This is a genomic window from Ramlibacter sp., from assembly GCF_035554825.1.
In the GTDB taxonomy this organism is placed as follows: Bacteria; Pseudomonadota; Gammaproteobacteria; order Burkholderiales; family Burkholderiaceae_C; genus Ramlibacter.
The window spans coordinates 67,847-92,674 of the sequence record NZ_DATMHS010000173.1 but is presented as its reverse complement, the minus strand read 5'-3'; the positions used below and the strand labels follow the sequence as shown (position 1 = coordinate 92,674).

Here is a 24,828-nt window from a genome sequence, read left to right as displayed (position 1 = left end):
ATGAGCTGGTTGCATCCTGCCAACCTGGGTTACCTGATGAGGCGCAAGCTGGCCGATCTCGGCCATGGCGCCCGGCTGTTCGCGCGCCTGGTGGCGTTGTTCGGCGCCAGCATGCGGCGCTTCGGGCTGGTGCGCGACCAGGTCCACTTCCTGGGCAACTATTCGCTGGCCATCATCGCCGTGTCCGGCCTGTTCGTCGGTTTCGTGCTGGCGCTCCAGGGTTATTACATCCTGCAACGCTACGGCTCGTCCGAGGCGCTCGGCCTGATGGTCGCGCTCAGCCTGTTGCGCGAGCTGGGGCCGGTGATCACGGCATTGCTGTTCGCGGGGCGGGCCGGCACCTCGCTCACGGCCGAGATCGGGCTGATGAAGGCTGGCGAACAGCTGAGCGCGATGGAAATGATGGCCGTCGACCCGGTGCGGCGCGTGCTCGCGCCCCGCTTCTGGGGTGGCGTGATCGCCTTGCCGCTGCTGGCGGCGGTGTTCAGCGCCGTTGGCGTGATCGGCGGCTGGGTGGTCGGCGTGCTGATGATCGGCGTCGATCCGGGCGCGTTCTGGGGCCAGATGCAAGGCGGCGTCGACGTGTGGAAAGATGTGGGCAACGGCGTGGTCAAGAGCCTGGTGTTCGGCGTCGCCGTCACGTTCATCGCCGTGTTCGAGGGCTTCGAGGCCCAGGCGACCCCCGAGGGCGTGTCACGGGCCACCACGCGGACCGTGGTCGTGTCGTCCCTCAGCGTGCTGGGGCTCGACTTCGTCCTGACGGCCATGATGTTCAGCATTTGAAGGAGAAAGCGCAATGGAACGCTCCAGGAGCGATGTCTGGGTAGGGCTGTTCGTGCTGATCGGCGCGGTGGCGATCCTGTTCCTGGCCCTGCAGTCGGCGAACCTGTTGTCGCTCAGCTTCCAGCCCACCTACCAGGTGATCGCCAAGTTCGACAACATCGGCGGCCTCAAGCGCCAGGCGGCGGTCAAGAGCGCCGGCGTGGTCGTCGGCCGGGTCGAGTCGATCAGCTTCGACGACAAGAGCTTCCAGGCCCGCGTGACGCTGGCGCTGGAGAACCGCTACGGCTTCCCGAAGGACAGCTCGTTGAAGATCCTCACCAGCGGCCTGCTGGGCGAGCAGTACATCGGCATCCAGGCGGGCGCCGACGAGAAGAACCTCGCCGCCGGGGATACCATTGCCCAGACCCAATCCGCCGTGGTGCTGGAGAACCTCATCGGTCAGTTCCTGTACAACAAGGCCGCCGACGCCAGCGCGCCGGGCGCGAAGAAATGAAGATCCCCACGCCGATTTCCCCCGCTGCGGCGCCGCGCCGCGCCCTGTTCGCCGTCGCGGCCCTCCTGCTGGGCCTGCTCGCCGGCTGCGCGAGCGGCCCCAACGCCAATCCGCGCGACCCGTTCGAGCCGTTCAACCGCAAGATGATGGAGTTCAACGAGGCCGTGGATGCGGTGGCCCTCAAGCCGGCGGCCACGGCCTACCGGAACACGGTGCCGGGCCTGGCGCGCACCGGCGTGAGCAATTTCTTCGGCAACCTGCGCGACGTCTGGTCCGCCGTCAACAGCGCGCTGCAGCTGAAGTTCCACAACGCGGCGGAGAACATCCTGCGCTTCGAGGTGAACACGGTGTTCGGCTTCGCCGGCATCCTCGACATCGCGAGCGAGCTGAACATCGAGCGGCACAAGGAGGATCTGGGCCAGACCCTGGGGCGCTGGGGCGTGCCGGCCGGCCCGTACCTCATGCTGCCGTTCTTCGGGCCGTCGACGGTGCGCGACGCGGCGGCGCTGCCGTTCGACCGCGCGGCCGATCCGCTGCACCAGATCAGCGACTGGGACGTGCGCTGGTCGCTCTATACGCTGCGGGCCGTGGACCAGCGGGCCGACCTGCTGCGGGTGACTTCGGTGCTCAGCGAAGCCTCGCTCGACAAGTACAGCTTCACGCGCGACGCGCACCTGCAGCGGCGGCGGGCGGAGATCTACGAGCCCGGACCCGCGCCGAGGGATGGCCGCCGGCCGGGCACGGCCAACGAGCCGCCGTCGCGGACCGGCGACGGGTACATTCCACCCGAGCCCGAGGAGGACAGCCCGCCGCCGGCGCGTTGAAGGAGCCCGGGCCGCCGCCGTTGCCCGCTGTTGCAGCGCGCGCGGCGGCGGCCGGAACCGATGGGCGGATTCCGGTTCCAACGGTTGAACTGCGGAGTTTCCGCGAAAGGAAAGTGAATGAAGCGACGAGATCTCGGGCGACTGGCTGCCGGTGTGCTGGCCATGGCTGCGTTCGCGGGCCTGCCCTCCCTGGTGCTGGCGGCCGACGAGACGCCGGACGCGATGATCAGGCGGCTGTCGGACGAAGTGCTCGCCACGATCAAGTCCGACAAGTCGATCCAGGCCGGCGACACGTCGAAGATCATGGCCCTGGTCGACAGCAAGATCATGCCGAACGTGAACTTCCAGCGCATGACCGCCGCCGCCGTGGGACCTGCCTGGCGCCAGGCCACGCCGGAGCAGAAGAAGCGGCTGCAGGACGAGTTCAAGACCTTGCTGATTCGCACCTACTCGGGCGCGCTGTCGCAGGTGAACGACCAGACCATCAGCATCCTGCCGTTGCGCGCTTCGCCGGGCGACACCGATGTCGTGGTGCGCAGCGAAATCCGCGGCAAGGGGGAGCCGATCCAGCTCGAATACCGCATGGAGAAGACGCCGGGGCAGGGCGCCGGCTGGCGCATCTACAACCTGAACGTGCTGGGGGTGTGGCTGGTGGATACCTATCGCAGCCAGTTCGCGCCCGAGATCAATGCCAAGGGCATCGACGGCCTGATCGCCACCCTGGCCGAGCGCAACCGCTCCAACGCCGCCAACGGCGGCGCGAACGGGAAGAAGGGCTGATGGCGCCGCGCCTCCGCCGCGACCGGCGCGGCGCATGAACATGCTGGTCCTGCCCGCGCGCCTCACCCACGAACAGGCGGGTCCGTGCGCCCAGATGCTGGCGCAGGCGATGCGGGCCTTGCCTGAATCGGCCGTCGTGGCCGACGCCGGCCCGCTGACGCAGTTCGATTCGTCCGCGCTCGCCGTGCTGCTGGACTGCCGCCGCGAAGCGCTGGCCCTGGGCAAGAGCTTCTCGGTGGGCCGCCTGCCGGCGCGCCTGCGGGAACTGGCCACGCTGTACGGGGTGGCCGAACTGCTTCCGGCCGCGCCGTAGGGAAGCTCGGGCGCCCCGGGGCGCCGCCGGGGGCGGCTGGCTAGAATCGGAGGCTCCCATGCCCGCGATTTCCTTCCAGTCGGTCTCGAAAACCTATCCGGTGTCCCGGGCCGGCGCGCTCAAGGCGCTGGACGGCGTGTCGTTCGACATCCAGGAAGGCGAGTTCTTCGGGCTGCTGGGGCCCAATGGCGCCGGCAAGACCACGCTGATCAGCATCCTGGCGGGCCTGGTGCGGCCCAGCGCCGGCCAGGTGACGGTGCGCGGGTTCGACGTGCAGCGCGACTATGCGAATGCGCGGCGCCAGCTCGGCGTCGTCCCGCAGGAACTCGTGTTCGATCCGTTCTTCAACGTCCGGGAGGCGCTGCGGATCCAGTCCGGCTATTTCGGCGTGACCAACAACGGCCCCTGGATCGACGAATTGCTCGAGAGCCTCGGGCTCGCCGACAAGGCGGAATCGAACATGCGCCAGCTCTCGGGCGGCATGAAGCGGCGGGTCCTGGTCGCGCAGGCGCTGGTGCACAAGCCGCCCGTGATCGTGCTCGACGAGCCGACGGCCGGCGTCGACGTCGAGCTGCGCCAGACGCTCTGGCAATTCATCGCCAAGCTCAATCGCGAGGGCCACACGGTGCTGCTGACGACGCACTACCTCGAAGAGGCAGAGGCCCTGTGCGGCCGCATCGCCATGCTCAAGACCGGCCGGGTGGTGGCGCTGGAACGCACCAGCGTGCTGCTGCAGGCCGCCTCCAGCAACGTGCTGCGGTTCAAGGTCGACGGCCAGCTGCCGAGCGAATTCGCGGAGAAGGCGCGCGTGACCGGCCGCATCGTGCAACTGCCCGCGCATGACGCGCAGGAGATCGAGCAGTACCTGGCCGGCATCCGCCAGGCCGGGCTGCGGGTGGAAGACGTGGAAATCCGCAAGGCGGACCTCGAGGACGTGTTCCTGGACGTGATGTCGCAGCATACGCAGCAGGCGGTGCCGGCATGACGGGCTGGCAGACCCTGTTCTACAAGGAAGTGCTGCGGTTCTGGAAGGTGAGCTTCCAGACCGTCGCCGCGCCGGTGCTCACGGCGGTGCTGTACATGCTGATCTTCGGCCATGTGCTGCAGGACCATGTCAAGGTCTACAACCAGGTCAGCTACACGGCGTTCCTGGTGCCCGGGCTGGTGATGATGAGCGTGCTGCAGAACTCGTTCGCCAACAGCTCGTCGTCCCTGATCCAGAGCAAGATCATGGGCAGCCTGGTGTTCGTGCTGCTCACGCCGCTGTCCCACTGGAGCTGGTTCGTCGCCTACGTCGGTTCCTCGGTGGCGCGCGGGCTGGCCGTCGGCGTCGGCGTGTTCGCGGTCACCAGCTTCTTCGGTCGTCCGGCGTTCGTCGCGCCGGCGTGGATCGTCGTCTTCGCGGTGCTGGGCGCCTCGATGCTGGGGGCGCTGGGCATCATCGCCGGACTCTGGGCCGAGAAATTCGACCAGATGGCGGCCTTCCAGAACTTCGTCATCATGCCGATGACGTTCCTGTCCGGCGTGTTCTACTCGATCCATTCGCTGCCCGGCTTCTGGCAGGACGTGAGCCATCTCAACCCGTTCTTCTACATGATCGACGGCTTCCGCTACGGCTTCTTCGGGGTGAGCGACGTGTCGCCCTGGCTCAGCCTGGGTATCGTGGCCACGGCGATGGTCGCCGTGAGCGCGATCGCCGTGCACCTGCTGCGCATCGGCTACAAAATCCGGAGCTGAACTCCAGCCGCCGGCCACCACCATGACTGCTGACGAACTCAAATCCATCATCAGCGCCAAGCTGCGCTGCGACTACATCGACGTCGACGGCGACGGCCGCCACTGGACGGCGCTCGTGGTTTCGCCCGAGTTCGAAGGCCTGCGCTCGATCAAGCGCCATCAGCGCGTGTTCGAGACGCTGGGCGCGCGAATGAAGACGGACGAGGTGCATGCGCTGTCGATCCACGCGCTCACGCCCGCCGAGTGGGAAGCCGCTCAGAAGGCCTGACAGCACATGGACAAGCTACTGATTCGCGGAGGCCGCCAGCTGCAGGGCGAGGTGCGCATCTCCGGCGCCAAGAACGCCGCCCTGCCCGAGTTGTGCGCGGCGCTGCTCACCGACGAGCCGGTCGTGCTCGAGAACGTACCCCGGCTGCAGGACGTGGCCACGATGCTCACCCTGATTCGCAACATGGGTGTCGCCGTGAAGCACACCGCCGAAGGCTGCGTGCGCATCGACGCCTCCCGGCTGAGCTCGCCCGAAGCCCCGTACGAGCTGGTGAAGACCATGCGCGCCGCGGTGCTCGCGCTCGGCCCGCTGCTGGCGCGGTTCGGCGAGGCCACCGTCTCGCTGCCGGGCGGCTGCGCCATCGGTTCCCGGCCGGTCGACCAGCACATCAAGGGCATGCAGGCCATGGGCGCCGAGATCGTCGTCGAGCACGGCTACATGATCGCCAAACTGCCGAAGGGGCGCGAGCGGCTGCAGGGCGCCGCCATCCGGACCGACATGGTCACGGTGACGGGCACCGAGAACTTCCTGATGGCCGCGGCGCTGGCCGAGGGCGAAACCGTGCTCGAGAACGCCGCGCAGGAGCCCGAGATCACCGACCTGGCGGAAATGCTGATCCGCATGGGGGCGCGCATCGAGGGGCACGGTACCAGCCGCATCGTGGTGCGCGGCGTGCCCAAGCTGCACGGCTGCACCCATCGCGTGGTCGCGGATCGCATCGAGGCCGGCACTTTCCTGTGCGCCGTCGCGGCGACCGGCGGTGACGTGGTGCTGCGCCATGGCCGCGCCGACCACCTCGAGGCCGTGATCGAGAAACTGCGCGACGCCGGCGCCAGCGTGAATGCGGTGGAGGACGGCATCCACCTGCACGCGCAGGGGCGCCTGGCGCCCCAGAGCTTCCGCACCAGCGAATACCCGGGCTTTCCCACCGACATGCAGGCGCAGTTCATGGTGCTCAATGCGATCGCGGATGGGCCGTCCAAGGTGACCGAGACGATCTTCGAGAACCGCTTCATGCACGTCAATGAACTGGTCCGGCTGGGCGCCAATATCCAGGTGGAAGGCAAGTTCGCCGTCATCGAAGGGGTGGAGAAACTTTCGGGCGCCACGGTGATGGCGACCGACCTGCGGGCCTCCGCCAGCCTCGTGATCGCCGGACTGGTGGCCGAAGGCGAGACGCTGGTGGACCGGATCTACCACCTGGACCGCGGCTACGACCAGATGGAAGCCAAGCTGCGCGCCATCGGCGCCGACATCGAGCGGGTGCGGTGACGCCATGATCACGCTCGCTTTGTCCAAGGGCCGGATCTTCGAGGAAACGGTGCCGCTGCTCCAGGCGGCCGGCATCGAGGTGCTCGACGATCCGGAGCGCTCGCGCAAACTGATCCTCGCGACCAACCAGCCCGACGTGCGCGTGGTGATCGTCCGCGCCACCGACGTGCCGACCTATGTGCAGTATGGCGGCGCCGACCTGGGCGTGACCGGCCTGGACACGTTGATCGAACATGGCGCCAGCTGGGGCGGCGGCGCCGGCCTGTACCAGCCGCTGGACCTGCGCATCGCCAAGTGCCGCGTCAGTGTCGCCGTGCGCGCGGATTTCGACTATGCGAACGCCGTGCGGCAGGGCTCGCGCCTGCGGGTCGCCACCAAGTACGTGAACATCGCCCGCGATTTCTTCGCCGCCAAGGGTGTGCACGTCGATCTGATCAAGCTGTACGGCAGCATGGAGCTGGCGCCGCTCACCGGCCTTGCCGATGCGATCGTCGACCTGGTGTCCACCGGCAACACGCTCAAGGCCAACCAGCTGGTCGAGGTCGAGCGCATCATGGACATCAGCTCGCGCCTGGTCGTGAACCAGGCGGCCCTGAAACTGAAACAGCCGGCGATGCGCCGCGTCATCGACGCCTTCGCTGCCGCCACGCGCGAGGAAGGACCGGCATGACGTTGCACGCCAAGCCGCTGCGGCTCGCCACCAGCGCGGGCGACTTCGACGCCGCCTTTGCCGCGCGCCTGCACTGGTCGGCCGAGACCGACGCGCAGGTCGAGCAAAGCGTGACCGACATCCTGGCCGACGTGCGCCGGCGCGGGGACGCCGCCGTGCTGGACTACACGAAGCGGTTCGACGCATTGTCGGCCGCCTCGCTCGCGGAACTGGAGCTGTCGCCGGGCGAGCTCGAGCGCGCCTGCGACGCGCTGCCGTCGGCGCAGCGCCGCGCCCTGGAGGCCGCCGCGCAGCGGGTGCGCCGCTACCACGAGGCGCAGCGCAAGGCGAGCGGCGAGAGCTGGAGCTACCGTGACGCCGACGGCACCTTGCTGGGGCAGAAGGTCACGCCGCTGGACCGCGTCGGCATCTACGTGCCGGGCGGCAAGGCGGCCTACCCGTCGTCGGTCCTGATGAACGCGATCCCGGCCCATGTCGCCGGCGTGCCCGAAATCGTCATGGTCGTGCCGACGCCGCGCGGCGAGCAGAACCAGCTGGTGCTGGCGGCCGCCCATGTCGCCGGCGTGCACCGCGTGTTTCGCATCGGCGGCGCCCAGGCCGTCGGCGCCCTGGCATACGGGACCCAGACGGTGCCGCGGGTGGACAAGATCACCGGGCCCGGCAACGCCTACGTGGCGAGCGCCAAGCGGCGCGTCTTCGGCCAGGTCGGCATCGACATGATCGCCGGGCCGAGCGAGATCCTGGTCCTGGCCGACGGCTCCACGCCGCCGGACTGGGTGGCGATGGACCTGTTTTCGCAAGCCGAGCACGACGAGCTCGCGCAGAGCATCCTGCTGTGCCCGGATCCAGGCTACATCGACCAGGTCCAGGCGGCGATCGACCGGTTGCTGGCGCAGATGCCGCGTGCGCGGATCATCGCGGCATCGCTCAACGGCCGGGGCGCCCTCATCCACACCCGCAGCATGGAAGAGGCCTGCGAGATCAGCAACCGCATCGCGCCCGAGCACCTGGAAATCGCCAGCGCCGAGCCCCACCGCTGGGAGCCGCTCCTGCGCCACGCTGGCGCCATCTTCCTCGGCGCTTTCACCAGCGAATCGCTCGGCGACTACTGCGCGGGGCCCAATCACGTGCTGCCGACCAGCAGCACCGCGCGTTTCTCCAGCCCGCTGGGGGTCTACGATTTCCAGAAGCGCAGCAGCCTGATCGAGGTGAGCGAGGCGGGGGCGCAGGGTCTGGGCGCGATCGCCTCGGAACTCGCCCATGGCGAAGGGCTGCAGGCGCATGCCCGGGCGGCCGAAATGAGGATGAAGCGATGAGCGGCTTGGCCGAGCGGCTGCGGCCACTGATCCGCCGCGACGTCCAGGGGCTGCACGCCTACGCCATCCAGCCGTCTGCCGGCATGGTCAAGCTCGATGCGATGGAAAACCCGTACCGGCTGCCGCCCGCGCTGCGAACGGCGCTGGGCGAGCGGCTCGCCGGGCTGGCGCTGAACCGCTATCCGGGCGAGCGCATTCACGACCTGCGCGCCGCCCTGGCTGCGCACGCGGGCCTGCCCGACGGCTTCGACCTGATGCTCGGCAATGGTTCCGACGAGCTGATTTCCCTGCTGGCCATGGCCTGCGACGTCCCCGGCGCCGGCATCCTGGCGCCGGTGCCCGGTTTCGTGATGTACGCGATGAGCGCACAGCTGCAGGGGCTGAAATTCACCGGCGTGCCGCTGACCGCCGATTTCGAGCTGGACGAGCGGCCCATGCTGGAGGCGATCGAGCGCGAGCGGCCGTCGATCATCTACCTCGCCTATCCCAACAATCCGACGGCCAACCTGTGGGACGACGCCGCGATCGACCGGATCATCGAGGCCGCGCCCGGCCTGGTGGTCATCGACGAGGCCTACCAGCCGTTCGCCGGCCGCAGCTACATCGGCCGGCTGCAGCGGCACCAGCATGTGCTGCTGATGCGCACGATGAGCAAGTTCGGCCTTGCCGGCGTGCGGATCGGGTACCTGATCGGCCGGCAGGCGCTGGTCGCCGAGCTGGACAAGGTGCGGCCGCCCTACAACGTCAGCGTGCTCAACTGCGAGGCGGCGCTGTTCGCCCTGGAGCATGCCGACGTGTTCGCGGCGCAGGCCGCCGCGGTGCGCGAGGAGCGCGCGCGGCTGCAGCAGGCGCTGGCGGCGCTGCCGGGCGTGCAGACCTGGCGCAGCGACGCCAACATGATCCTGGTGCGCGTGCCCGACGCCAGGCGCGCCTTCGACGGCCTGAAGGCCCGCGGCGTGCTGGTCAAGAACGTTTCTACAATGCACCCATTGCTGGCCAACTGCCTGCGCCTGACCGTCGGGACGCCCGAGGAGAACGCGCAGCTGCTCGCGGCCCTGCAGTCCTCCTTATGACCCGCACTGCTGAAGTCTCGAGAACCACCGCGGAAACCCGCATCACCGCCCGCGTGAACCTGGAAGGCACCGGGCAGGGCCGCTTTGCGACCGGCATCGGCTTCTTCGACCACATGCTGGACCAGATCGCGCGCCACGGCATGATCGATGTGGACATCCAGGCCGAGGGCGACCTGCACATCGACGGCCACCACACGGTGGAAGACGTCGGCATCACGCTCGGGCAGGCCGTGTACCAGGCGGTGGGCGACAAGAAGGGCATCCGCCGCTACGGCCACGCCTACGTGCCGCTGGACGAGGCCCTGTCGCGCGTCGTGATCGATTTCTCGGGCCGCCCCGGCCTCGTGATGAACGTGCCGTTCAAGAGCGGCATGATCGGCACCTTCGACACGCAGCTGGCCCACGAGTTCTTCCAGGGCTTCGCCAATCACGCCTTCGTCACGCTGCACATCGACAATCTGCGCGGCGAGAACGCGCACCACCAGTGCGAGACCGTGTTCAAGGCCTTCGGCCGCGCGCTGCGCATGGCAGTCGAACTCGATCCCCGCTCGGCCGGCATGGTGCCTTCCACGAAAGGCAGCCTCTGACCGCCGTCCCAGCGCGCGCCGCGAGCAGATCCGCATGAAGACAGTGGCAGTCGTCGACTATGGCATGGGCAACCTGCGCTCGGTGGCCCAGGCCGTGCTGCACGTCGCCCGAGACAGCGGCTACGAGGTGCTGGTCACGTCGCGCCCGGAGGACGTCCGCGCCGCGGAGCGGGTGGTGCTGCCCGGCCAGGGCGCGATGCCCGATTGCATGCGTGAACTGGCCGATTCCGGCCTGCGGGCGTCGGTGCTGGAGGCGGCGGCGAGCAAGCCGCTCTTCGGCGTCTGCGTCGGCATGCAGATGCTGCTCGATCGCAGCGAGGAGGGGCCCACCGACGGCCTGGGCCTGGTCCATGGGCAGGTGCTCAAATTCGACCTTGCCGGCCGGTTGCAGCCCGACGGCAGCCGCTTCAAGGTGCCGCAGATGGGGTGGAACCAGGTGTTCCAGACGCAGCCGCACCCGATCTGGCAGGGTGTCCCCGAGGCGAGCTACTTCTACTTCGTGCACAGTTACTATGTGCGCCCGTCCGATCCGCGGCACAGCGCCGGCGAGGCCGACTACGGCACGCGCTTTACCGCCGCCATCGCACGGGATAATATTTTTGCGACCCAGTTCCATCCCGAGAAGAGTGCCGACCAGGGCCTCGCCCTCTATCGCAACTTCCTGCACTGGACTCCCTGATTCCCGACTGCTGCTCCCGGCAACATGCTCCTCATTCCCGCGATTGACCTGAAAGACGGCCACTGCGTACGCCTCCAGCAAGGCGACATGGCACGCGCCACCACGTTCAGCGAGGACCCGGCCGCGATGGCGCGCCACTGGGTCGACAAGGGCGCGCGCCGGCTGCACCTGGTGGACCTGAACGGCGCCTTCGCCGGCAAGCCGCAGAACTACGCGGCCGTCAAGTCGATCCTGAAGGAGGTCGGCGACGAGATCCCGGTGCAGTTGGGCGGCGGCATCCGCGACCTGGACACGATCGAGAAATACATCGACGGCGGCCTGCGCTACGTGATCATCGGCACCGCCGCCGTCAAGAACCCGGGCTTCCTGCAGGACGCCTGCACCGCGTTCGGCGGCCACATCATCGTCGGCCTGGATGCCAAGGAGGGCAAGGTCGCCACCGACGGCTGGAGCAAGCTCACCGGCCACGAAGTGGTGGACCTGGCGCGCAAGTTCGAGGACTGGGGCGTGGAGGCGATCGTCTACACCGATATCGGCCGCGACGGGATGCTCACCGGCATCAACATCGAAGCCACCGTGAAGCTGGCGCAGGCGCTGCACATTCCGGTCATCGCTTCCGGCGGCCTGTCGCACATCTCCGAGATCGAGAAGCTGTGCGCGGTGGAGGACGAGGGCGTCGAAGGCGTGATCTGCGGCCGGGCGATCTACTCCGGCGAGCTCGATTTCGTCGCCGCCCAGGCCAAGGCCGACGAGCTCGGCAAATGAATGCCTTCCGGCCGCCGGCCGCCAACTGACATGCTCGCCAAGCGAATCATCCCCTGCCTGGACGTCACCGGCGGCCGGGTCGTGAAGGGCGTCAACTTCCTGGAGCTGCGCGACGCGGGCGATCCGGTGGAGATCGCGGCCCGCTACAACCAGCAAGGCGCGGACGAACTGACCTTCCTGGACATCACCGCGACCAGCGACGACCGCGGCCTGATCCTGCACATGATCGAGGCCGTCGCCTCGCAGGTGTTCATTCCGCTGACCGTGGGCGGCGGGGTGCGCACGGTGGAAGACGTGCGGCGGCTGCTCAACGCCGGCGCCGACAAGACCAGCTTCAACTCGGCGGCGATCGCCGATCCGGACGTGATCTCGGCCGCGGCCGACCGCTACGGCTCCCAGTGCATCGTGGTCGCGATCGACGCCAAGCGCCGCAGCGGCGAAGCTGCCGCGCAGCGCGGCGCCGGCTGGGACGTCTACAGCCACGGCGGGCGTCGCAACACCGGTCTCGACGCGCTCGCCTGGGCGGCGGAGATGGCGCGGCGCGGCGCCGGCGAGATCCTGCTCACCAGCATGGACCGCGACGGCACCAAGGCCGGCTTCGACCTCGAACTGACGCGCGCGGTGAGCGACGCCATTTCCATCCCCGTGATCGCATCCGGCGGCGTCGGCAACCTCGACCACCTCGCCGACGGCATCCAGCTCGGTCACGCCGACGCGGTGCTGGCCGCCAGCATCTTCCACTACGGCGAATACACCGTCAGCCAGGCCAAGGCGCGTATGGCCGAGCGCGGCATCCCGGTCCGTCTCTGACCCCGCGCGGGGCGCTGCGCCCGCCGCCTTCCGTCACAATACCGCCATGGATTGGCTCGATCAGGTCAAGTGGGACGCCCAGGGGCTGGTGCCCGTCATCGCGCAGGAAGCCGGCACCAACGACGTCCTGATGTTCGCCTGGATGGACCGCGAGGCGCTGCGCCAGACGGTGGAACTCGGCCGCGCCGTCTACTACAGCCGGTCGCGCCAGCGCCTCTGGTTCAAGGGCGAGGAGTCGGGCCATGTGCAGACCGTGCACGAGGTGCGGCTGGACTGCGACAGCGACGTCGTGCTGCTGAAGGTGACGCAGCAGGGGCACGATCCTTCCATTGCCTGCCACACCGGCCGGCACAGCTGTTTCTTCCAGGTCCTTCGCGGCGGCGCCTGGCAGGCCGTGGAACCGGTCTTGAAAGACCCGCAGACCATCTACAAGTGAGGACAATGGCACCAGACGACTCCAACCCGGACGCCCTGCTCGAGCGGCTCGCGGCGGTGATCGAAAGCCGCAAACCGGATCGCGGCGGCGATCCGGACAAGAGCTACGTGGCCCGCCTGCTGCAGCGCGGGCCCGACGTGTTCCTCAAGAAGATCGGCGAGGAGGCCACCGAGACCGTGATGGCGGCCAAGGACCTCGATGCGGCCGGCACGCCGGAAGCCCGGCGCAAGCTGGTGGGCGAGGTGGCCGATCTGTGGTTCCATTCGATGATCGCGTTGGCCCATTACGGGCTGCGGCCGGCCGACGTCATCGCGGAGCTGGTGCGGCGCGAAGGGACCAGCGGCATCGAGGAAAAGGCGCTGCGCCGGTCCGGCCAGCGCGAGCGCAGCGGGGAGTGAAGACATGGCCTATCCCAACGACGCGACCCTGGCGGCGAAGACCCCCGCCGACCGCTCCATCATGCATGTCCTGTATGGCCTGCACACCATTGCCTGGGCCAGCATGGGGACGCTGGCGGTGATCGCGCTCGTGATCAATTACGTCAAGCGCTCCGACGAGAACGATCCCCTCTACGTCGCGCACCACGGCTACATGATCGCCACCTTCTGGTGGACCGTGCTGTGGCTGGTGGTGACCGGGCCGTTGTGGCTCCTGTTTTTCTTCCCCGGCATGGCCGCCTACACGATCATCGGGCTGTGGTACCTGTACCGCTGCCTGCGCGGGTGGCTGCGCTTCAACGACGGGCGACTGCCCACCTGAAACCGACTGCGGACATGAGCGCTGCCGATCCCAACTGCATCTTCTGCAGGATCGTCGAAGGAAAAATTCCTTCGCGCAAGGTGCACGAGGACGACGAGATCCTCGTCTTCCACGACATCAATCCCTGGGCGCCCGTGCACTTTCTCATGGTCCCCAAGCGCCACATTCCCTCGCTGGCCCAGGTCGAGGCCGAACATGCGCCGCTGCTCGGCCGGATGCTGGCCCTGGCGCCCAAGCTGGCGCTCCAGGAAGGCTGCCGGCCCTATCCGCAGGGCGGCTACCGGGTGGTGATCAACACCGGCGACGACGGCGGGCAGGAGGTGCACCACCTGCACGTCCACGTCTTCGGCGGGCCCCGGCCGTGGCTCAAGGGCTGAATCGGGTCTCTTCCCCATCAAGGGCTGAACTTCTGCTGCCCGACTAGAATCCACAGGTTGTACTGGAGTCAACATGCTTCCCCGTTTCCGTCCGCTGCGCTCGCATGGCGCGACTCCTTCCTATCAGGCCGTTCGGCAGGAGGTATAGACATGGGTTCGTTTTCGATTTGGCACTGGTTGATCGTCCTGCTGATCATCGTGCTGGTTTTTGGCACCAAGAAACTGAAGAACATCGGCTCCGACCTGGGCGGCGCCGTCAAGGGCTTCAAGGACGGGCTGCGCGAGGGTGGCGCGGCGGATGCGCCGGTGCCCCCGTCCGGCCAAGTCACGTCGTCCCAGCCCACCGGCGCGGACAAGACCACGATCGACGTCGAGGCCCGCAACAAGTCCTGACCCCGCGGTGAGCGCAGCCTTCGGCGCGGCGCCGCCGCCCGCTTCGACGCGCCAGGGCGCCCGGCTGCGGCCGGGCTCTCCTACTGAATACGCATGATCGATCTCGGCATAGAAAAGATGCTGGTGATCGGCGCCGTGGCGCTGATCGTCATCGGCCCCGAAAAGCTGCCGCGCGTCGCGCGCACGGTCGGCACGCTGCTGGGCAAGGCGCAGCGGTACGTGGCCGACGTCAAGGCCGAGGTCAACCGTTCGATCGAGCTCGAAGAGCTCAAGAAGATGAAGGAAACGGTGGAGACGGCCGCGCGCGACGTCGAAGCGGCCGCCCGCGACGTGGAAAACTCCCTGCAGGCCACGGCCGGCGACCTCGAGCGCAGCTGGGGCGGCACCGCCGCCGGCCCGGCGCTGGAGCCGGCGCCGTCCTATCCGGAATATCGCCATCCGAAGAAGAAATGGCGCCTGAAGCAGGGGGCGACCCCCAGCTGGTACAAGGCGCGCAACGGCATCCGCACCAAGGCGCTGTCCGGTGCGGCCCGCGTGGCGCGGTACCGGCCCCACAAATTCAATTGATGGCCGAACAGAACCAAGAAGACGAGCTCGCCGGGACGGAGCAGCCGTTCGTTGCCCATCTGGTGGAGCTGCGCGATCGCCTCATCAAGGCGATGATCGCGGTCGGCATCGTCGCGGCCGTGCTGTTCGTCTATCCCGGCCCCGGCGCGCTCTACGACATCCTCGCGGCGCCGCTGGTCGCGCATCTGCCCAAGGGCGCCAGCCTGATCGCCACGTCGGTGATTTCGCCGTTCATGGTGCCGCTGAAGATCCTCATGATGGCGGCCTTCCTGATCGCGCTGCCGGTGGTGCTGTACCAGGCCTGGGCCTTCATCGCGCCCGGGCTCTATTCGCACGAGAAGAAGCTGGTGCTGCCGCTGGTGATCTCCAGCACCCTGCTGTTTTTCATCGGCGTGGCGTTCTGTTACTTCTTCGTCTTCGGCCGCGTGTTCGCCTTCATCCAGAGCTTCGCCCCCAAGAGCATCACCGCCGCCCCCGACATCGAGGCGTACCTGAGCTTCGTGCTGACGATGTTCATCGCGTTCGGCTGCGCCTTCGAGGTGCCGATCGTCGTGGTGGTACTGGCGCGCATGGGCTTTGTCAGCGTTGCCAAGCTGAAGGAATTCCGGCCGTACTTCATCGTGCTGGCCTTCGTCATCGCGGCCGTCATCACGCCGCCGGACGTCGTTTCGCAGCTGTCGCTGGCTGTGCCGATGTGCCTGCTCTACGAAGCCGGGATCTGGGCCGCGCAGCTCTTCATCAAGAAGACGCAGGCGCCGGAAGAGGGCGCCGCCGCGGCGGATTGAGGCCGCCTCCGGCGCCGGTCAGCGCTCGACTTGCGGCGTCTTGGGCGGCCGCGGCCGCAGGCCCGGCGTCACGTTCAGTTCCACCGGATCGTCGCGTCGCAGCACGCGGAACCTGATGGCCTGGCCGGGCTTGAGCGCCGCCACGTTGGTCAGCAGCTCGGACACATTGGCCACCGGCTTGCCGGCGACGTCGATGATGACGTCGCCGGGGCGGATGCCGGCCTGGGCGGCCGGGCCGTTCTGCAGCACGCCGGTGATCAGCACGCCGCGGTTGGCCTTGACCCCGAACGTTTCCATCAGCTCGGGCGACAGGTCTGCCGGCTCGACGCCGATCCAGCCGCGCCGCACCACGCCGTCCTTCACGATGCCTTCCAGCACCAGCTTGGCGGTCGAGACCGGGATCGCAAAGCCGATCCCCATGCTGCCGCCGGAGCGCGAATAGATGGCCGTGTTGATTCCCATCAGGTTGCCGTTGACGTCCACCAGGGCCCCGCCGGAATTGCCCGGGTTGATCGCGGCATCGGTCTGGATGAAGTTCTCGAAGGTGTTGATCCCCAGCTGGTTGCGGCCGAGGGCGCTCACGATGCCGCTGGTCACGGTCTGGCCCACGCCGAAGGGGTTGCCGATGGCGAGCACCTGGTCGCCGACCTGCAGCGCGTCCGAGTTGCCGAGCGTGATGACCGGCAGCCGATCCAGGGTGATCTTGAGAATGGCCAGGTCGGTGTCCGGATCGGTGCCGATCACCTTGCCGCGCGCGTGCCGGCTGTCCTGCAGCACGACCTCGATCTCGTCGGCGCCCTCCACCACGTGGTTGTTGGTGAGGATGTAGCCGTCGTGACTGATGATGACGCCGCTGCCGAGGCCGGCCTGCGGCTGCGCCCCGCGGTCGCCGAAGAAGAATCGGAACCAGGGATCGTCGATCTGCGGATGGCCGGCCTTGAGCGTGTTGATGCTCACCACGGCGGAAGAGGCCCGCTGCGCCGCCAGCCGGAAGCTGCCGGCCGGCGGCGGCCCGGATGCCGGACCCGGGGCCTCGATCAGCGGCACGCCGAGGCCCGAGGGGGTTCCGGTGCGACCGAGCCATTCCGGCTTGAGGGTGGCCACCACGAAATAGGCGGCGAGCAGGACAGTGACGGCCTGGGAAAAAACCAGCCAGTAGCGACGCATGGGGGTAGGCAGTGGATGAGGGTTCGCTCGCAAGTGTAGACGCGCGCTGCCGCTCGCGCGCCGGCGGACCCGCGCCTCAGGCCGCCGAGCGCAGTGCCCCGGTGCGCCGCTGGCGCTGCGACCCCAGGTGCGCCAGCTCGATGGCGACGACCTGCCCGCTGCGCGGGTCGCGGATCGCGGCACGCGAGCGCATGGCCCGCGCTGCCATGGCCATGCGCTGCCCGTCCGCCAGGATGTCCTCGACGGCCGCGGCCGGACTCGACAGGTGCACCACGCCGACCCCGATGTCCGGCGCGAGCTTGGCGCGCTCGCCGGAGCGCAAGGTGATCACCATCGGGCGGCGCAGCGCAGTGGCGAGGCGCAGGGCCAGCGTCCGCAGCCACAGCGTCGAGGGGATGCTCTCCACCAGCACCACGAAGCAGCCTTCGTAGTAGCGGCCGACGATGTTGACGCTGCCCACCTGCCGCTGGATGCGGCTGGCGAGCCCGATGTACAGCTCGTTCACGCCGGCGGTGCCGGCTTCGGTGCGAACGCGCTCGATGTCGAACACCAGCACGGCGAACATGCCGCCGTCGCGTCCGGAGCGCACGCGCCGCCGCTGCGCCCGCAGCAGCTTGTGCACGAACGTGCGGCCGCTGCGCAGCCGTGTCACGGGATCGATCGTGGAGGCGATGGCAGGATGCCGCCGCGCCCGCGCTTCCTGGCGCTCGCGCTGCCACAGCCCCAGGCCGGTGAGCGCGTTCGACAGCGCGGCGCAGAGCGCGAACACGCCTTGCAGCCACGGCGCGAGCGGCCATTGCATGGCCACCGCATAGAGGCCGGCGATCGCCGGCAACGTGAACAGGCAACCCGCCGCCATCACGGGCGCCAGCGCGTCGCCGAGCAGCCAGGCGCGCGCAGCGAGCCAGAGGGTCAGACTGCCGCCGATCAGCGAAATGGCCGCAGCGGCCGGCAGTTCCCATGGCGCGGGCAGCGCCAGCGCGGCAAGGCCCGCAGCCGGCAGCAGCACGGCCGCCAGACGCAACGCCGATGCCATCAGCCGGTCACGTTGCGGCGCGTACAGCCAGCGGCGGATCCAGAGGTCGGAGACGCCCACGCAGAACGGGCCGGCGAGCACCTGGGCGACGTGGAGCGCCTTCGCCGGGACCGCCGGGGCGAAGTGACCGGCGACGCCGCTGAGGAGCAGCACCAGCGCCAGCACGGCCGCGTGGTAGCCGGCGCCCTGTGCCTGGGCCGCGCTGGGCGCGCGCACGAACGAGGCGACGCGGCCGACGGCCAGCGCGGCGATGGCGCCGAGCGCCATGCTCCACAGTGCAAGTTCCTGCGCGCTCATGAGGCTGTCTCCTCTGCTTTTTGTGAACCAAGGTACTCATGCGTCAGTATACGAATAAAGTGCTCAATGGCAACCGGGCCCAAGGAGCGCAGCGGCTTGGCCGACAATCGGCCGCTACCACCCGATGTCACCGATGGCCACCGCGCAAGAGCTCCTCCACGCCTTCGACACCCTGCTCCAGCCGGAGCGGTTCAGCGACTACGCACCCAACGGGCTGCAGGTGGAGGGCTGCCAGGAGGTGCGGCGGATCGTCTCGGGCGTCACCGCCAGCCGTGCCTTCATCGAGGCGGCCATTGCAGCCCACGCCGACGCGGTCTTCGTGCACCACGGGCTGTTCTGGCGCGGCCAGGATGGCCGCGTCACCGGCTGGATGAAGCAGCGCCTCGCGCTGCTGCTGCGACACGACATCAACGTGTTCGCCTACCACCTGCCGCTCGACGCCCATGCCGAGCTTGGCAACAACGCGCAGTTCGGACGAACGCTGGGGCTTGCGGCGAGCGGCCGCTTCGGCCAGCAGGACCTCGGCTTCATCGGCCGACGGCTGGACGGCCCCGACTGGACCGGGGTTGAATTCGCCGGCCACGTGCGGCGTGCGCTCGGCCGTGACGTGCTGTTGGTGGGCGGCGACGACCGGCCACTGCGCCGCATTGCCTGGTGCACCGGTGGCGCCCAAGGCTATTTCGAGGCCGCCATCGCCGCCGGCGCCGACGCGTTCATCACGGGCGAAATCTCCGAGCCCCAAGCCCATTACGCCAGCGAGTGCGGCGTCGCCTTCCTGGCCTGCGGCCACCACGCGAGCGAGCGTTTCGGCGCGCCGGCGGTGGCCGGCCATGTGGCGGCGCAGCTCGGCATCGAACACCAGTTCATCGAGATCGACAATCCGGCATGACGCACGCCTTGCCACCGCCGCTGGCCATCAGCATGGGCGATCCGGCCGGCATCGGCCCCGAAATCATCGCCAAGGTCTTTCGCGACCAGCCCCAGGCGGCGCAAGGCTGTTTCGTCGCGGGCGACCTCGCGGTGATGCGGCGCGCCGCCGCGGCGATCCGCGGCCCGCACGGCGTGGACCTGCCGGTGGCCGAGATCGAAACGTCGGCCGACGCATGGCGCGTGCCCGCGCGCTGCATTCCGTTGCTGCAGGCCACCCCCGCGCTGGAGCCGCCGGCCTGGGGCGCGGTGAGCGCGGCAGCCGGGCGCGCCGCGGCCGACTGCGTCGTCTGGTCGGCTCGCGCCGCGCTGCGCGGCGAGCTTGCGGGCGTGGTCACGGCGCCGTTGCACAAGCAGGCGCTCGCCGCGGCGGGGGTGCGCTTTCCGGGGCACACCGAACTGCTGCAGGCCGAGGCCGCCGCCCATGTCGGCTGTCCCGTCGAGCGCATGCCCGTCCGGATGATGCTGGCCAACGACGAACTGCGCACGGTGCTGGTCAGCATTCACGTCGCGTTGCGCGCGGCGATCGCGGCCGTCACCTTCGACAACGTGCTGCAGACGGTGCGCATTGCCCACGAGGCGCTGTCACGCGCGCTCGGCCGCGCCCCGCGCATCGGCGTGGCCGGGCTCAACCCGCACGCCGGCGAGGGCGGATTGATGGGGCGAGAGGAAGTCGAGGTGATTGCCCCGGCGGTGCAAGCCGCGTGCAAAGCCGGCATGCTCGCCAGCGGGCCGTTGCCGCCCGACACGATCTTCATGCGTGCTCGCAACGTGGCGCAGCACCCGGGGGAATTCGACGTCGTGGTTGCGATGTACCACGACCAGGGGCTGATTCCGGTGAAGTACCTGGGCGTCGAGCAGGGCGTCAACGTGACGCTCGGCTTGCCGCTGGTGCGCACGAGTCCGGACCACGGCACGGCCTTCGACCTCGCCGGCACCGGGCGCGCCGACCCCGCGAGCCTGCTCGCGGCGATCCGCATGGCGCGCCAGCTGGCCGGTTAGGGGCGGCGCAGGCTGTCGCGGATCTCGCGCAGCAGCACCACTTCCTCGGCCGGCGCCGGCGGCGCCTTCTCGGCGGGGGTCGCCTCGCGCTTGAGCCGGTTGATCTGCTTGACCATCAGGAAGATGATGAACGCGAGGATCAGGAAGTTCACGGCGATGGTCAGGAAGTTGCCGTAGGCCAGCACCGGCACGCCGGCCTTCTTGAGCGCATCGAGGGTCATGGCGGTGCCGGCCGGTACCGGCCCGAGCACGACGAAGAGGTTCGAGAAGTCGATCCGGCCGATCAGCGCCGCCACCACGGGCATGATCAGGTCGCCGACCACCGATTCGACGATCTTGCCGAAGGCCGCGCCGATGATCACCCCGACCGCCAGGTCGATCACGTTGCCCTTGATCGCGAACTCGCGGAACTCACGCATCATTCCCATCGCACGCTCCTGTGTTGTTGGCCGGGTGGAGTATCGGGCATTCGCGCACGGATGCCGAGCAGCCGCGCGGCAGGCGCCCGGAAACCGTCAGCTAGAATCGCGGGTTGACCCAAATCAAGCCCCACCTCGAGGAGCCCCATGAGTGACACCCCAACCGACGCCAGCAAGCGGACGTGGCTGATCGCCTCCACTTGCGCCGGCGCCGCGGGCGCAGCCTTCACCGCCGTTCCGTTCGTCAGCAGCTTCCAGCCGTCCGAGCGCGCGAAGGCCGCTGGCGCCCCCGTCGAAGTCGACATCTCGGCCCTGCAGCCGGGCGAGAAGATCACCGTCGAGTGGCGCGGCAAGCCGGTCTGGATCCTGAAGCGCACGCCCGAAATGCTGGCCACGCTGCAGAAGACGGACGGCGAAGTCGCCGACCCGAAGTCCGAGCGTGCCGCCTACCCGACGCCCGAGTACGCCCGCAACCAGCACCGCTCGATCAAGCCCGAGGTGCTGGTCGCCGTCGGCATCTGCACGCACCTGGGCTGCTCGCCCTCGGACCGCTTCCAGAAGGGGGCGCAGCCTTCGCTGCCGGACGACTGGCAAGGCGGCTTCCTGTGCCCGTGCCACGGCTCCACCTTCGACCTGGCGGGCCGGGTGTTCAAGAACAAACCCGCGCCCGACAACCTCGAGGTGCCGCAGCACATGTACCTCTCGGACAGCCGGCTGGTGATCGGCGAAGACAAGAAAGGATGATGACCTTGCAGCGGCGCGCCCTGCGCGGCGGCCGGTGCAACTGATCAGAGGGACGACATGGCTGAATTCAAGGAAATCTCACCGAATGCCAGCGCGACGGACAAGCTCGCGAACTGGTGGAACAACCGTTTCCCCACCGCGGGGGCGGCCTACCGGACGCACATGTCCGAGTACTACGCGCCGAAGAACTTCAACTTCTGGTACTTCTTCGGCTCGCTGGCGCTGCTGGTGCTGGTGATCCAGATCGTCACCGGGATCTTCCTGACGATGAACTACAAGCCCGACGCCAGCGTGGCGTTCGCGTCGGTCGAGTACATCATGCGCGACGTCCCCTGGGGCTGGCTGATCCGCTACATGCACTCCACCGGCGCGTCGGCGTTCTTCATCGTCGTCTACCTGCACATGTTCCGCGGGCTGATCTACGGCAGCCACCGCAAGCCGCGGGAGCTGGTCTGGATCTTCGGCTGCGCCATCTTCCTGGTGCTGATGGCCGAGGCGTTCATGGGCTACCTGCTGCCGTGGGGCCAGATGTCCTACTGGGGCGCCCAGGTGATCGTGAACCTGTTCTCCGCGATTCCGTTCGTCGGCCCGGACCTCGCGCTCCTGATCCGCGGCGACTACGTCGTGAGCGACGCCACGCTGAACCGCTTCTTCAGCTTCCACGTCATCGCCGTGCCGCTGGTGCTGCTGGGCCTGGTCGTCGCGCACATCTTCGCGCTGCACGACGTCGGCTCGAACAACCCGGACGGCATCGAGATCAAGGGGCCGGGCGCGCAGCTCGATGCCAACGGCCATCCGGTGGACGGCATCCCCTTCCATCCGTACTACTCGGTCCACGACGTCCTGGGCGTGTCCGTGTTCCTGCTGGTGTTCACGGCGATCGTGTTCTTCGCGCCCGAGTTCGGCGGCTACTTCCTCGAGTACAACAACTTCATCCCGGCCGACCCGCTGAAGACCCCCGCGCACATCGCGCCGGTGTGGTATTTCACGCCCTTCTATTCGATGCTGCGGGCGATCACCACCGAGATGATGTACGCGCTGTCGCTGATCCTCGTCCTCAGCGTCGGCTACGTGCTGCTCAAGACCCGCGCCTCGTCGATGACCAAGGGCCTGCTGATCGTGCTGATGGTCGCGTTCCTTTGGATGTTCAATGCCTTCGCCTTCACCCACGTGCGCTTCCTGGAAGGCATCGACGCGAAGTTCTGGGGCGTGGTGGTGATGATCGGCTCGGTGCTGATCCTGTTCTTCCTGCCGTGGCTGGACCACAGCCCGGTGAAGTCGATCCGCTACCGTCCGGGCTGGCACAAGCTGATGCTCGGGGTCTTCGTGATCGACTTCCTGGTGCTGGCGTACCTTGGCACGCAGCCGCCGTCGCCCATCGGCGAGCGGGTGTCGCAGGTCGGCACGCTGTTCTATTTCGGCTTTTTCCTGCTGATGCCCTGGTGGAGCCGGCTGGGCGAATTCAAGCCCTTGCCGCAGCGCATCACGTTTGCCGCGCACTAGGGGTGGACACAAGAATGAAGAAACTCATCCTCTCGTTGCTGATGGCCGCGGGTATCGCGGGCGCCGCGCATGCCTCCGGCGGCGAAAGCATCGCCTGGGATCGGGCGCCGGCCAAGGTGAACGACCTGCCGGCCCTGCAAAACGGTGCGAAGCTGTTCGTCAACTACTGCCTGAGCTGCCACTCGGCGGCGTTCATGCGCTACAACCGGCTGCGCGACATCGGCCTGTCCGAGCAGCAGATCAAGGACAACCTGCTGTTCGCGACCGACAAGGTCGGCGACACGATGAAGGCGACGATCAATCCGAAGGAAGCGAAGGATTGGTTCGGCGGCACGCCGCCCGACCTGACGCTGATCGCCCGCTCGCGCGCGGGCCACGGCGGCACGGGTGCGGACTACCTCTACACCTACATGCGCACGTTCTACCGCGACCCGACCAAGCCGACGGGGTGGAACAACCTGACGTTCCCCAATGTCGGCATGCCGCACGTGCTGTGGGAACTGCAGGGCGAGCGCGAGCCGGTGTTCGAGACCCGCAACGAGCACGGCCACGAAACCAGGGTGTTCAGCGGCTGGAAGCAGCTGAGCCCGGGCACGATGACGCCGCGCCAGTACGACGAAGCGATGGGCGACCTGGTCGCCTATCTGCAGTGGATGGGCGAGCCCGCCCAGAACTCGCGGCTGCGGGTCGGCGTCTGGGTGCTGTTGTTCCTCGTCGGCTTCACGGTGATCGCATGGCGGCTCAATGCCGCCTACTGGAAAGACATAACCTAAGTGGCGACGCGGCCGGCCACGAACCGGCCGCGCGATCTGCCCGCTGGAGTGGCCGCGACCCGCGTCCACTCTTTTTGATTTGAAGGAGCTTCCATCATGATGGTGCTGTACTCGGGAACCACCTGTCCTTTCTCCCACCGCTGCCGCTTCGTCCTGTTCGAAAAGGGGATGGACTTCGAAATCCGCGACGTCGACCTCTACAACAAGCCCGAAGACATCAATGTGATGAACCCGTACGGGCAGGTGCCGATCCTGGTCGAGCGCGACCTGATCCTGTACGAGTCGAACATCATCAACGAGTACATCGACGAGCGCTTCCCGCATCCCCAGCTGATGCCCGGCGATCCGGTGGACCGTGCGCGGGTGCGCCTGTTCCTGCTCAATTTCGAGAAGGAACTGTTCGTGCACGTGAGCACGCTCGAGTCGCGTCTGGCCAAGAGCAACGAGAAGGCGCTGGAAAAGGCCCGCTCGCACATCCGCGACCGCCTGACGCAACTCGCGCCCGTGTTCCTCAAGAACAAGTACATGCTGGGCGATAATTTCTCGATGCTGGACGTCGCGATTGCGCCGCTGCTCTGGCGCCTGGACTACTATGGCATCGAGCTGTCGAAGAATGCGGCGCCCCTGCTGAAGTACGCCGAGCGCATCTTTTCGCGTCCGGCCTACATCGAGGCATTGACCCCGTCCGAAAAGGTCATGCGCAAGTGAGGATGGCGGCCGCGCCTGCCCGATGAACGCCCTGGAATCGACGTCCACCCGTCCCTACCTGATCCGTGCCCTCTACGACTGGTGCACGGACAACGGCCTGACGCCGTACATCGCGGTGCTGGTCGACGACACCGTGCAGGTGCCGCGCGAGTACGTCAAGAACGGCGAGATCGTGCTGAACATCAGCTTCGACGCGACCAGTTCGCTCAAGCTCGGCAACGACTTCATCGAGTTCAAGGCGCGCTTCGCCGGCACGGCCCGCGAAATCATGGTCCCGGTCAGCCGGGTGATCGCGATCTACGCCCGCGAGAACGGCCAGGGCATGGCGTTCCCGGTGGCGGTGCCGGCGGCGGCCGGCGAGGAAAAGCCTTCGCCGCTGTCCAGCGTGCCGGCGGCCGGCGCCGGCAGCGACGACGAACCGCGCGTCGTCCAACTGGTCACGCCGGAGCCGCCCGCTTCCAACACCGGCCCCGAGACCGAGCCGCCCCGTCCGCCCAGCGGGCCGCGGCCGGCGCTCAAGCGCGTCAAGTGACCCTGGCCCGGGTCGCGCCCTAGAATTCAGGTC

General features: G+C 68.2%; 33 protein-coding genes. 30 read left to right on the top strand and 3 right to left on the bottom strand.

What is annotated here, in order from left to right:
- From mlaE to tatC, 23 genes are all read left to right on the top strand, one after another.
- Complete coding sequence (mlaE, locus tag VNT59_RS21240; RefSeq protein ID WP_325501868.1) at nucleotides 1-783, top strand: lipid asymmetry maintenance ABC transporter permease subunit MlaE; 783 nt, start codon at nucleotides 1-3, stop codon at nucleotides 781-783.
- Between the two features lie 13 nt (nucleotides 784-796).
- Nucleotides 797-1,276, top strand: coding sequence for an outer membrane lipid asymmetry maintenance protein MlaD (gene mlaD / locus VNT59_RS21235; protein ID WP_325501866.1), 480 nt, complete (start codon nucleotides 797-799; stop codon nucleotides 1,274-1,276).
- Nucleotides 1,273-2,100 carry a VacJ family lipoprotein gene (locus tag VNT59_RS21230; RefSeq protein WP_325501864.1) on the top strand — a complete coding sequence of 276 codons (828 nt, stop codon included), beginning with the start codon at nucleotides 1,273-1,275 and terminating at the stop codon, nucleotides 2,098-2,100. Before mlaD ends, VNT59_RS21230 begins: the two co-directional genes overlap by 4 nt.
- 117 nt (nucleotides 2,101-2,217) lie before the next feature.
- Nucleotides 2,218-2,880, top strand: coding sequence for an ABC transporter substrate-binding protein (locus VNT59_RS21225; RefSeq protein WP_325501862.1), 663 nt, complete (start codon nucleotides 2,218-2,220; stop codon nucleotides 2,878-2,880).
- A 40-nt stretch (nucleotides 2,881-2,920) separates the two neighbouring features.
- Entirely contained in the window at nucleotides 2,921-3,193 is a 273-nt protein-coding gene (locus tag VNT59_RS21220; protein ID WP_325501918.1) for an STAS domain-containing protein, read from the top strand.
- 58 nt (nucleotides 3,194-3,251) lie between these two features.
- Nucleotides 3,252-4,178 (top strand): ABC transporter ATP-binding protein, encoded by a 927-nt coding sequence (locus VNT59_RS21215; RefSeq protein WP_325501860.1) that lies wholly within the window; start codon nucleotides 3,252-3,254, stop codon nucleotides 4,176-4,178.
- Entirely contained in the window at nucleotides 4,175-4,930 is a 756-nt protein-coding gene (locus tag VNT59_RS21210; RefSeq protein WP_325501858.1) for an ABC transporter permease, read from the top strand. The genes VNT59_RS21215 and VNT59_RS21210 overlap by 4 nt, the downstream gene beginning before the upstream one ends.
- 22 nt (nucleotides 4,931-4,952) lie before the next feature.
- Entirely contained in the window at nucleotides 4,953-5,198 is a 246-nt protein-coding gene (locus tag VNT59_RS21205; RefSeq protein WP_325501856.1) for a BolA family protein, read from the top strand.
- A 6-nt stretch (nucleotides 5,199-5,204) separates the two neighbouring features.
- The gene (murA, locus tag VNT59_RS21200; RefSeq protein ID WP_325501854.1) at nucleotides 5,205-6,470 is read left to right on the top strand and encodes a UDP-N-acetylglucosamine 1-carboxyvinyltransferase; all 1,266 of its coding nucleotides are present in this window, start codon (nucleotides 5,205-5,207) and stop codon (nucleotides 6,468-6,470) included.
- Nucleotides 6,471-6,474: 4 nt separating this feature from the next.
- Nucleotides 6,475-7,140 (top strand): ATP phosphoribosyltransferase, encoded by a 666-nt coding sequence (gene hisG / locus VNT59_RS21195; protein ID WP_325501852.1) that lies wholly within the window; start codon nucleotides 6,475-6,477, stop codon nucleotides 7,138-7,140.
- Complete coding sequence (gene hisD, locus VNT59_RS21190) at nucleotides 7,137-8,456, top strand: histidinol dehydrogenase (RefSeq protein ID WP_325501850.1); 1,320 nt, start codon at nucleotides 7,137-7,139, stop codon at nucleotides 8,454-8,456. Before hisG ends, hisD begins: the two co-directional genes overlap by 4 nt.
- Nucleotides 8,453-9,529 (top strand): histidinol-phosphate transaminase, encoded by a 1,077-nt coding sequence (gene hisC, locus VNT59_RS21185; RefSeq protein WP_325501848.1) that lies wholly within the window; start codon nucleotides 8,453-8,455, stop codon nucleotides 9,527-9,529. Before hisD ends, hisC begins: the two co-directional genes overlap by 4 nt.
- Nucleotides 9,526-10,116 (top strand): imidazoleglycerol-phosphate dehydratase HisB, encoded by a 591-nt coding sequence (gene hisB, locus VNT59_RS21180; protein ID WP_325501846.1) that lies wholly within the window; start codon nucleotides 9,526-9,528, stop codon nucleotides 10,114-10,116. The genes hisC and hisB overlap by 4 nt, the downstream gene beginning before the upstream one ends.
- A gap of 34 nt (nucleotides 10,117-10,150) precedes the next feature.
- Nucleotides 10,151-10,795 carry an imidazole glycerol phosphate synthase subunit HisH gene (gene hisH, locus VNT59_RS21175; protein WP_325501844.1) on the top strand — a complete coding sequence of 215 codons (645 nt, stop codon included), beginning with the start codon at nucleotides 10,151-10,153 and terminating at the stop codon, nucleotides 10,793-10,795.
- A gap of 24 nt (nucleotides 10,796-10,819) precedes the next feature.
- Complete coding sequence (hisA, locus tag VNT59_RS21170) at nucleotides 10,820-11,560, top strand: 1-(5-phosphoribosyl)-5-[(5-phosphoribosylamino)methylideneamino]imidazole-4-carboxamide isomerase (protein ID WP_325501842.1); 741 nt, start codon at nucleotides 10,820-10,822, stop codon at nucleotides 11,558-11,560.
- Nucleotides 11,561-11,590: 30 nt separating this feature from the next.
- Nucleotides 11,591-12,370 (top strand): imidazole glycerol phosphate synthase subunit HisF, encoded by a 780-nt coding sequence (hisF, locus tag VNT59_RS21165; RefSeq protein WP_325501840.1) that lies wholly within the window; start codon nucleotides 11,591-11,593, stop codon nucleotides 12,368-12,370.
- Between the two features lie 46 nt (nucleotides 12,371-12,416).
- Nucleotides 12,417-12,806 carry a phosphoribosyl-AMP cyclohydrolase gene (gene hisI / locus VNT59_RS21160; protein ID WP_325501838.1) on the top strand — a complete coding sequence of 130 codons (390 nt, stop codon included), beginning with the start codon at nucleotides 12,417-12,419 and terminating at the stop codon, nucleotides 12,804-12,806.
- 5 nt (nucleotides 12,807-12,811) lie between these two features.
- Nucleotides 12,812-13,204 (top strand): phosphoribosyl-ATP diphosphatase, encoded by a 393-nt coding sequence (locus tag VNT59_RS21155; protein WP_325501836.1) that lies wholly within the window; start codon nucleotides 12,812-12,814, stop codon nucleotides 13,202-13,204.
- Between the two features lie 4 nt (nucleotides 13,205-13,208).
- Entirely contained in the window at nucleotides 13,209-13,565 is a 357-nt protein-coding gene (locus VNT59_RS21150; protein ID WP_325501834.1) for a hypothetical protein, read from the top strand.
- Nucleotides 13,566-13,579: 14 nt separating this feature from the next.
- Nucleotides 13,580-13,942: a histidine triad nucleotide-binding protein gene (locus VNT59_RS21145; RefSeq protein WP_325501832.1), complete on the top strand. Its 363-nt coding sequence runs from the start codon at nucleotides 13,580-13,582 to the stop codon at nucleotides 13,940-13,942.
- A gap of 150 nt (nucleotides 13,943-14,092) precedes the next feature.
- Entirely contained in the window at nucleotides 14,093-14,335 is a 243-nt protein-coding gene (gene tatA, locus VNT59_RS21140) for a Sec-independent protein translocase subunit TatA (RefSeq protein WP_325501830.1), read from the top strand.
- Nucleotides 14,336-14,428: 93 nt separating this feature from the next.
- Nucleotides 14,429-14,902 carry a Sec-independent protein translocase protein TatB gene (gene tatB / locus VNT59_RS21135; protein ID WP_325501828.1) on the top strand — a complete coding sequence of 158 codons (474 nt, stop codon included), beginning with the start codon at nucleotides 14,429-14,431 and terminating at the stop codon, nucleotides 14,900-14,902.
- Nucleotides 14,902-15,687 carry a twin-arginine translocase subunit TatC gene (gene tatC / locus VNT59_RS21130; RefSeq protein ID WP_325501826.1) on the top strand — a complete coding sequence of 262 codons (786 nt, stop codon included), beginning with the start codon at nucleotides 14,902-14,904 and terminating at the stop codon, nucleotides 15,685-15,687. The genes tatB and tatC overlap by 1 nt, the downstream gene beginning before the upstream one ends.
- A gap of 18 nt (nucleotides 15,688-15,705) precedes the next feature.
- Here tatC and VNT59_RS21125 read toward each other — a convergent pair whose 3' ends face one another.
- Both VNT59_RS21125 and VNT59_RS21120 read right to left on the bottom strand, forming a co-directional pair.
- The gene (locus VNT59_RS21125; RefSeq protein WP_325501824.1) at nucleotides 15,706-16,854 is read right to left on the bottom strand and encodes a S1C family serine protease; all 1,149 of its coding nucleotides are present in this window, start codon (nucleotides 16,852-16,854) and stop codon (nucleotides 15,706-15,708) included.
- Between the two features lie 76 nt (nucleotides 16,855-16,930).
- The gene (locus tag VNT59_RS21120) at nucleotides 16,931-18,187 is read right to left on the bottom strand and encodes a GGDEF domain-containing protein (RefSeq protein ID WP_325501822.1); all 1,257 of its coding nucleotides are present in this window, start codon (nucleotides 18,185-18,187) and stop codon (nucleotides 16,931-16,933) included.
- Nucleotides 18,188-18,320: 133 nt separating this feature from the next.
- Here VNT59_RS21120 and VNT59_RS21115 point away from each other — a divergent pair, with 133 nt between their 5' ends.
- Nucleotides 18,321-19,076 carry a Nif3-like dinuclear metal center hexameric protein gene (locus VNT59_RS21115; RefSeq protein WP_325501820.1) on the top strand — a complete coding sequence of 252 codons (756 nt, stop codon included), beginning with the start codon at nucleotides 18,321-18,323 and terminating at the stop codon, nucleotides 19,074-19,076.
- Nucleotides 19,073-20,116, top strand: a complete 1,044-nt coding sequence (gene pdxA, locus VNT59_RS21110) for a 4-hydroxythreonine-4-phosphate dehydrogenase PdxA (protein ID WP_325501818.1) — start codon at nucleotides 19,073-19,075, stop codon at nucleotides 20,114-20,116. The genes VNT59_RS21115 and pdxA overlap by 4 nt, the downstream gene beginning before the upstream one ends.
- Here pdxA and mscL read toward each other — a convergent pair.
- On the bottom strand, nucleotides 20,113-20,544 hold the full coding sequence (mscL, locus tag VNT59_RS21105) for a large conductance mechanosensitive channel protein MscL (RefSeq protein WP_325501816.1): 432 nt from the start codon (nucleotides 20,542-20,544) through the stop codon (nucleotides 20,113-20,115). The two genes, pdxA and mscL, sit on opposite strands and share 4 nt — an antisense overlap.
- Before the next feature lie 138 nt (nucleotides 20,545-20,682).
- Here mscL and petA point away from each other — a divergent pair, with 138 nt between their 5' ends.
- From petA to VNT59_RS21080, 5 genes are all read left to right on the top strand, one after another.
- On the top strand, nucleotides 20,683-21,279 hold the full coding sequence (gene petA, locus VNT59_RS21100) for a ubiquinol-cytochrome c reductase iron-sulfur subunit (protein ID WP_325501814.1): 597 nt from the start codon (nucleotides 20,683-20,685) through the stop codon (nucleotides 21,277-21,279).
- Between the two features lie 57 nt (nucleotides 21,280-21,336).
- Complete coding sequence (locus tag VNT59_RS21095) at nucleotides 21,337-22,782, top strand: cytochrome bc complex cytochrome b subunit (protein WP_325501812.1); 1,446 nt, start codon at nucleotides 21,337-21,339, stop codon at nucleotides 22,780-22,782.
- Nucleotides 22,783-22,796: 14 nt separating this feature from the next.
- The gene (locus VNT59_RS21090) at nucleotides 22,797-23,555 is read left to right on the top strand and encodes a cytochrome c1 (protein ID WP_325501810.1); all 759 of its coding nucleotides are present in this window, start codon (nucleotides 22,797-22,799) and stop codon (nucleotides 23,553-23,555) included.
- 96 nt (nucleotides 23,556-23,651) lie between these two features.
- Nucleotides 23,652-24,263 (top strand): glutathione S-transferase N-terminal domain-containing protein, encoded by a 612-nt coding sequence (locus VNT59_RS21085; protein ID WP_325501808.1) that lies wholly within the window; start codon nucleotides 23,652-23,654, stop codon nucleotides 24,261-24,263.
- A gap of 22 nt (nucleotides 24,264-24,285) precedes the next feature.
- Nucleotides 24,286-24,795 (top strand): ClpXP protease specificity-enhancing factor, encoded by a 510-nt coding sequence (locus VNT59_RS21080; RefSeq protein ID WP_325501806.1) that lies wholly within the window; start codon nucleotides 24,286-24,288, stop codon nucleotides 24,793-24,795.
- The last annotated feature ends 33 nt before the right edge of the window (nucleotides 24,796-24,828 follow it).

Bases quoted from the DNA above. Each gene is read 5' to 3' on its own strand.
- VNT59_RS21090 (WP_325501810.1), top strand. From the start codon at position 22,797: ATGAAGAAACTCATCCTCTCGTTGCTGATGGCCGCGGGTATCGCGGGC.
- VNT59_RS21230 (WP_325501864.1), top strand. From the start codon at position 1,273: ATGAAGATCCCCACGCCGATTTCCCCCGCTGCGGCGCCGCGCCGCGCC.
- hisB (WP_325501846.1), top strand. From the start codon at position 9,526: ATGACCCGCACTGCTGAAGTCTCGAGAACCACCGCGGAAACCCGCATC.
- VNT59_RS21155 (WP_325501836.1), top strand. From the start codon at position 12,812: ATGGCACCAGACGACTCCAACCCGGACGCCCTGCTCGAGCGGCTCGCG.
- VNT59_RS21220 (WP_325501918.1), top strand. From the start codon at position 2,921: ATGCTGGTCCTGCCCGCGCGCCTCACCCACGAACAGGCGGGTCCGTGC.
- tatB (WP_325501828.1), top strand. From the start codon at position 14,429: ATGATCGATCTCGGCATAGAAAAGATGCTGGTGATCGGCGCCGTGGCG.
- hisD (WP_325501850.1), top strand. From the start codon at position 7,137: ATGACGTTGCACGCCAAGCCGCTGCGGCTCGCCACCAGCGCGGGCGAC.
- VNT59_RS21115 (WP_325501820.1), top strand. From the start codon at position 18,321: ATGGCCACCGCGCAAGAGCTCCTCCACGCCTTCGACACCCTGCTCCAG.
- VNT59_RS21205 (WP_325501856.1), top strand. From the start codon at position 4,953: ATGACTGCTGACGAACTCAAATCCATCATCAGCGCCAAGCTGCGCTGC.
- VNT59_RS21210 (WP_325501858.1), top strand. From the start codon at position 4,175: ATGACGGGCTGGCAGACCCTGTTCTACAAGGAAGTGCTGCGGTTCTGG.
- hisC (WP_325501848.1), top strand. From the start codon at position 8,453: ATGAGCGGCTTGGCCGAGCGGCTGCGGCCACTGATCCGCCGCGACGTC.
- hisA (WP_325501842.1), top strand. From the start codon at position 10,820: ATGCTCCTCATTCCCGCGATTGACCTGAAAGACGGCCACTGCGTACGC.
- mscL (WP_325501816.1), bottom strand. From the start codon at position 20,544: ATGGGAATGATGCGTGAGTTCCGCGAGTTCGCGATCAAGGGCAACGTG.
- hisI (WP_325501838.1), top strand. From the start codon at position 12,417: ATGGATTGGCTCGATCAGGTCAAGTGGGACGCCCAGGGGCTGGTGCCC.
- VNT59_RS21125 (WP_325501824.1), bottom strand. From the start codon at position 16,854: ATGCGTCGCTACTGGCTGGTTTTTTCCCAGGCCGTCACTGTCCTGCTC.
- VNT59_RS21150 (WP_325501834.1), top strand. From the start codon at position 13,209: ATGGCCTATCCCAACGACGCGACCCTGGCGGCGAAGACCCCCGCCGAC.
- hisG (WP_325501852.1), top strand. From the start codon at position 6,475: ATGATCACGCTCGCTTTGTCCAAGGGCCGGATCTTCGAGGAAACGGTG.
- VNT59_RS21095 (WP_325501812.1), top strand. From the start codon at position 21,337: ATGGCTGAATTCAAGGAAATCTCACCGAATGCCAGCGCGACGGACAAG.
- petA (WP_325501814.1), top strand. From the start codon at position 20,683: ATGAGTGACACCCCAACCGACGCCAGCAAGCGGACGTGGCTGATCGCC.
- hisH (WP_325501844.1), top strand. From the start codon at position 10,151: ATGAAGACAGTGGCAGTCGTCGACTATGGCATGGGCAACCTGCGCTCG.
- tatA (WP_325501830.1), top strand. From the start codon at position 14,093: ATGGGTTCGTTTTCGATTTGGCACTGGTTGATCGTCCTGCTGATCATC.
- VNT59_RS21085 (WP_325501808.1), top strand. From the start codon at position 23,652: ATGATGGTGCTGTACTCGGGAACCACCTGTCCTTTCTCCCACCGCTGC.
- pdxA (WP_325501818.1), top strand. From the start codon at position 19,073: ATGACGCACGCCTTGCCACCGCCGCTGGCCATCAGCATGGGCGATCCG.
- VNT59_RS21225 (WP_325501862.1), top strand. From the start codon at position 2,218: ATGAAGCGACGAGATCTCGGGCGACTGGCTGCCGGTGTGCTGGCCATG.
- hisF (WP_325501840.1), top strand. From the start codon at position 11,591: ATGCTCGCCAAGCGAATCATCCCCTGCCTGGACGTCACCGGCGGCCGG.
- mlaD (WP_325501866.1), top strand. From the start codon at position 797: ATGGAACGCTCCAGGAGCGATGTCTGGGTAGGGCTGTTCGTGCTGATC.
- VNT59_RS21080 (WP_325501806.1), top strand. From the start codon at position 24,286: ATGAACGCCCTGGAATCGACGTCCACCCGTCCCTACCTGATCCGTGCC.
- VNT59_RS21215 (WP_325501860.1), top strand. From the start codon at position 3,252: ATGCCCGCGATTTCCTTCCAGTCGGTCTCGAAAACCTATCCGGTGTCC.
- murA (WP_325501854.1), top strand. From the start codon at position 5,205: ATGGACAAGCTACTGATTCGCGGAGGCCGCCAGCTGCAGGGCGAGGTG.
- tatC (WP_325501826.1), top strand. From the start codon at position 14,902: ATGGCCGAACAGAACCAAGAAGACGAGCTCGCCGGGACGGAGCAGCCG.
- VNT59_RS21145 (WP_325501832.1), top strand. From the start codon at position 13,580: ATGAGCGCTGCCGATCCCAACTGCATCTTCTGCAGGATCGTCGAAGGA.
- mlaE (WP_325501868.1), top strand. From the start codon at position 1: ATGAGCTGGTTGCATCCTGCCAACCTGGGTTACCTGATGAGGCGCAAG.
- VNT59_RS21120 (WP_325501822.1), bottom strand. From the start codon at position 18,187: ATGAGCGCGCAGGAACTTGCACTGTGGAGCATGGCGCTCGGCGCCATC.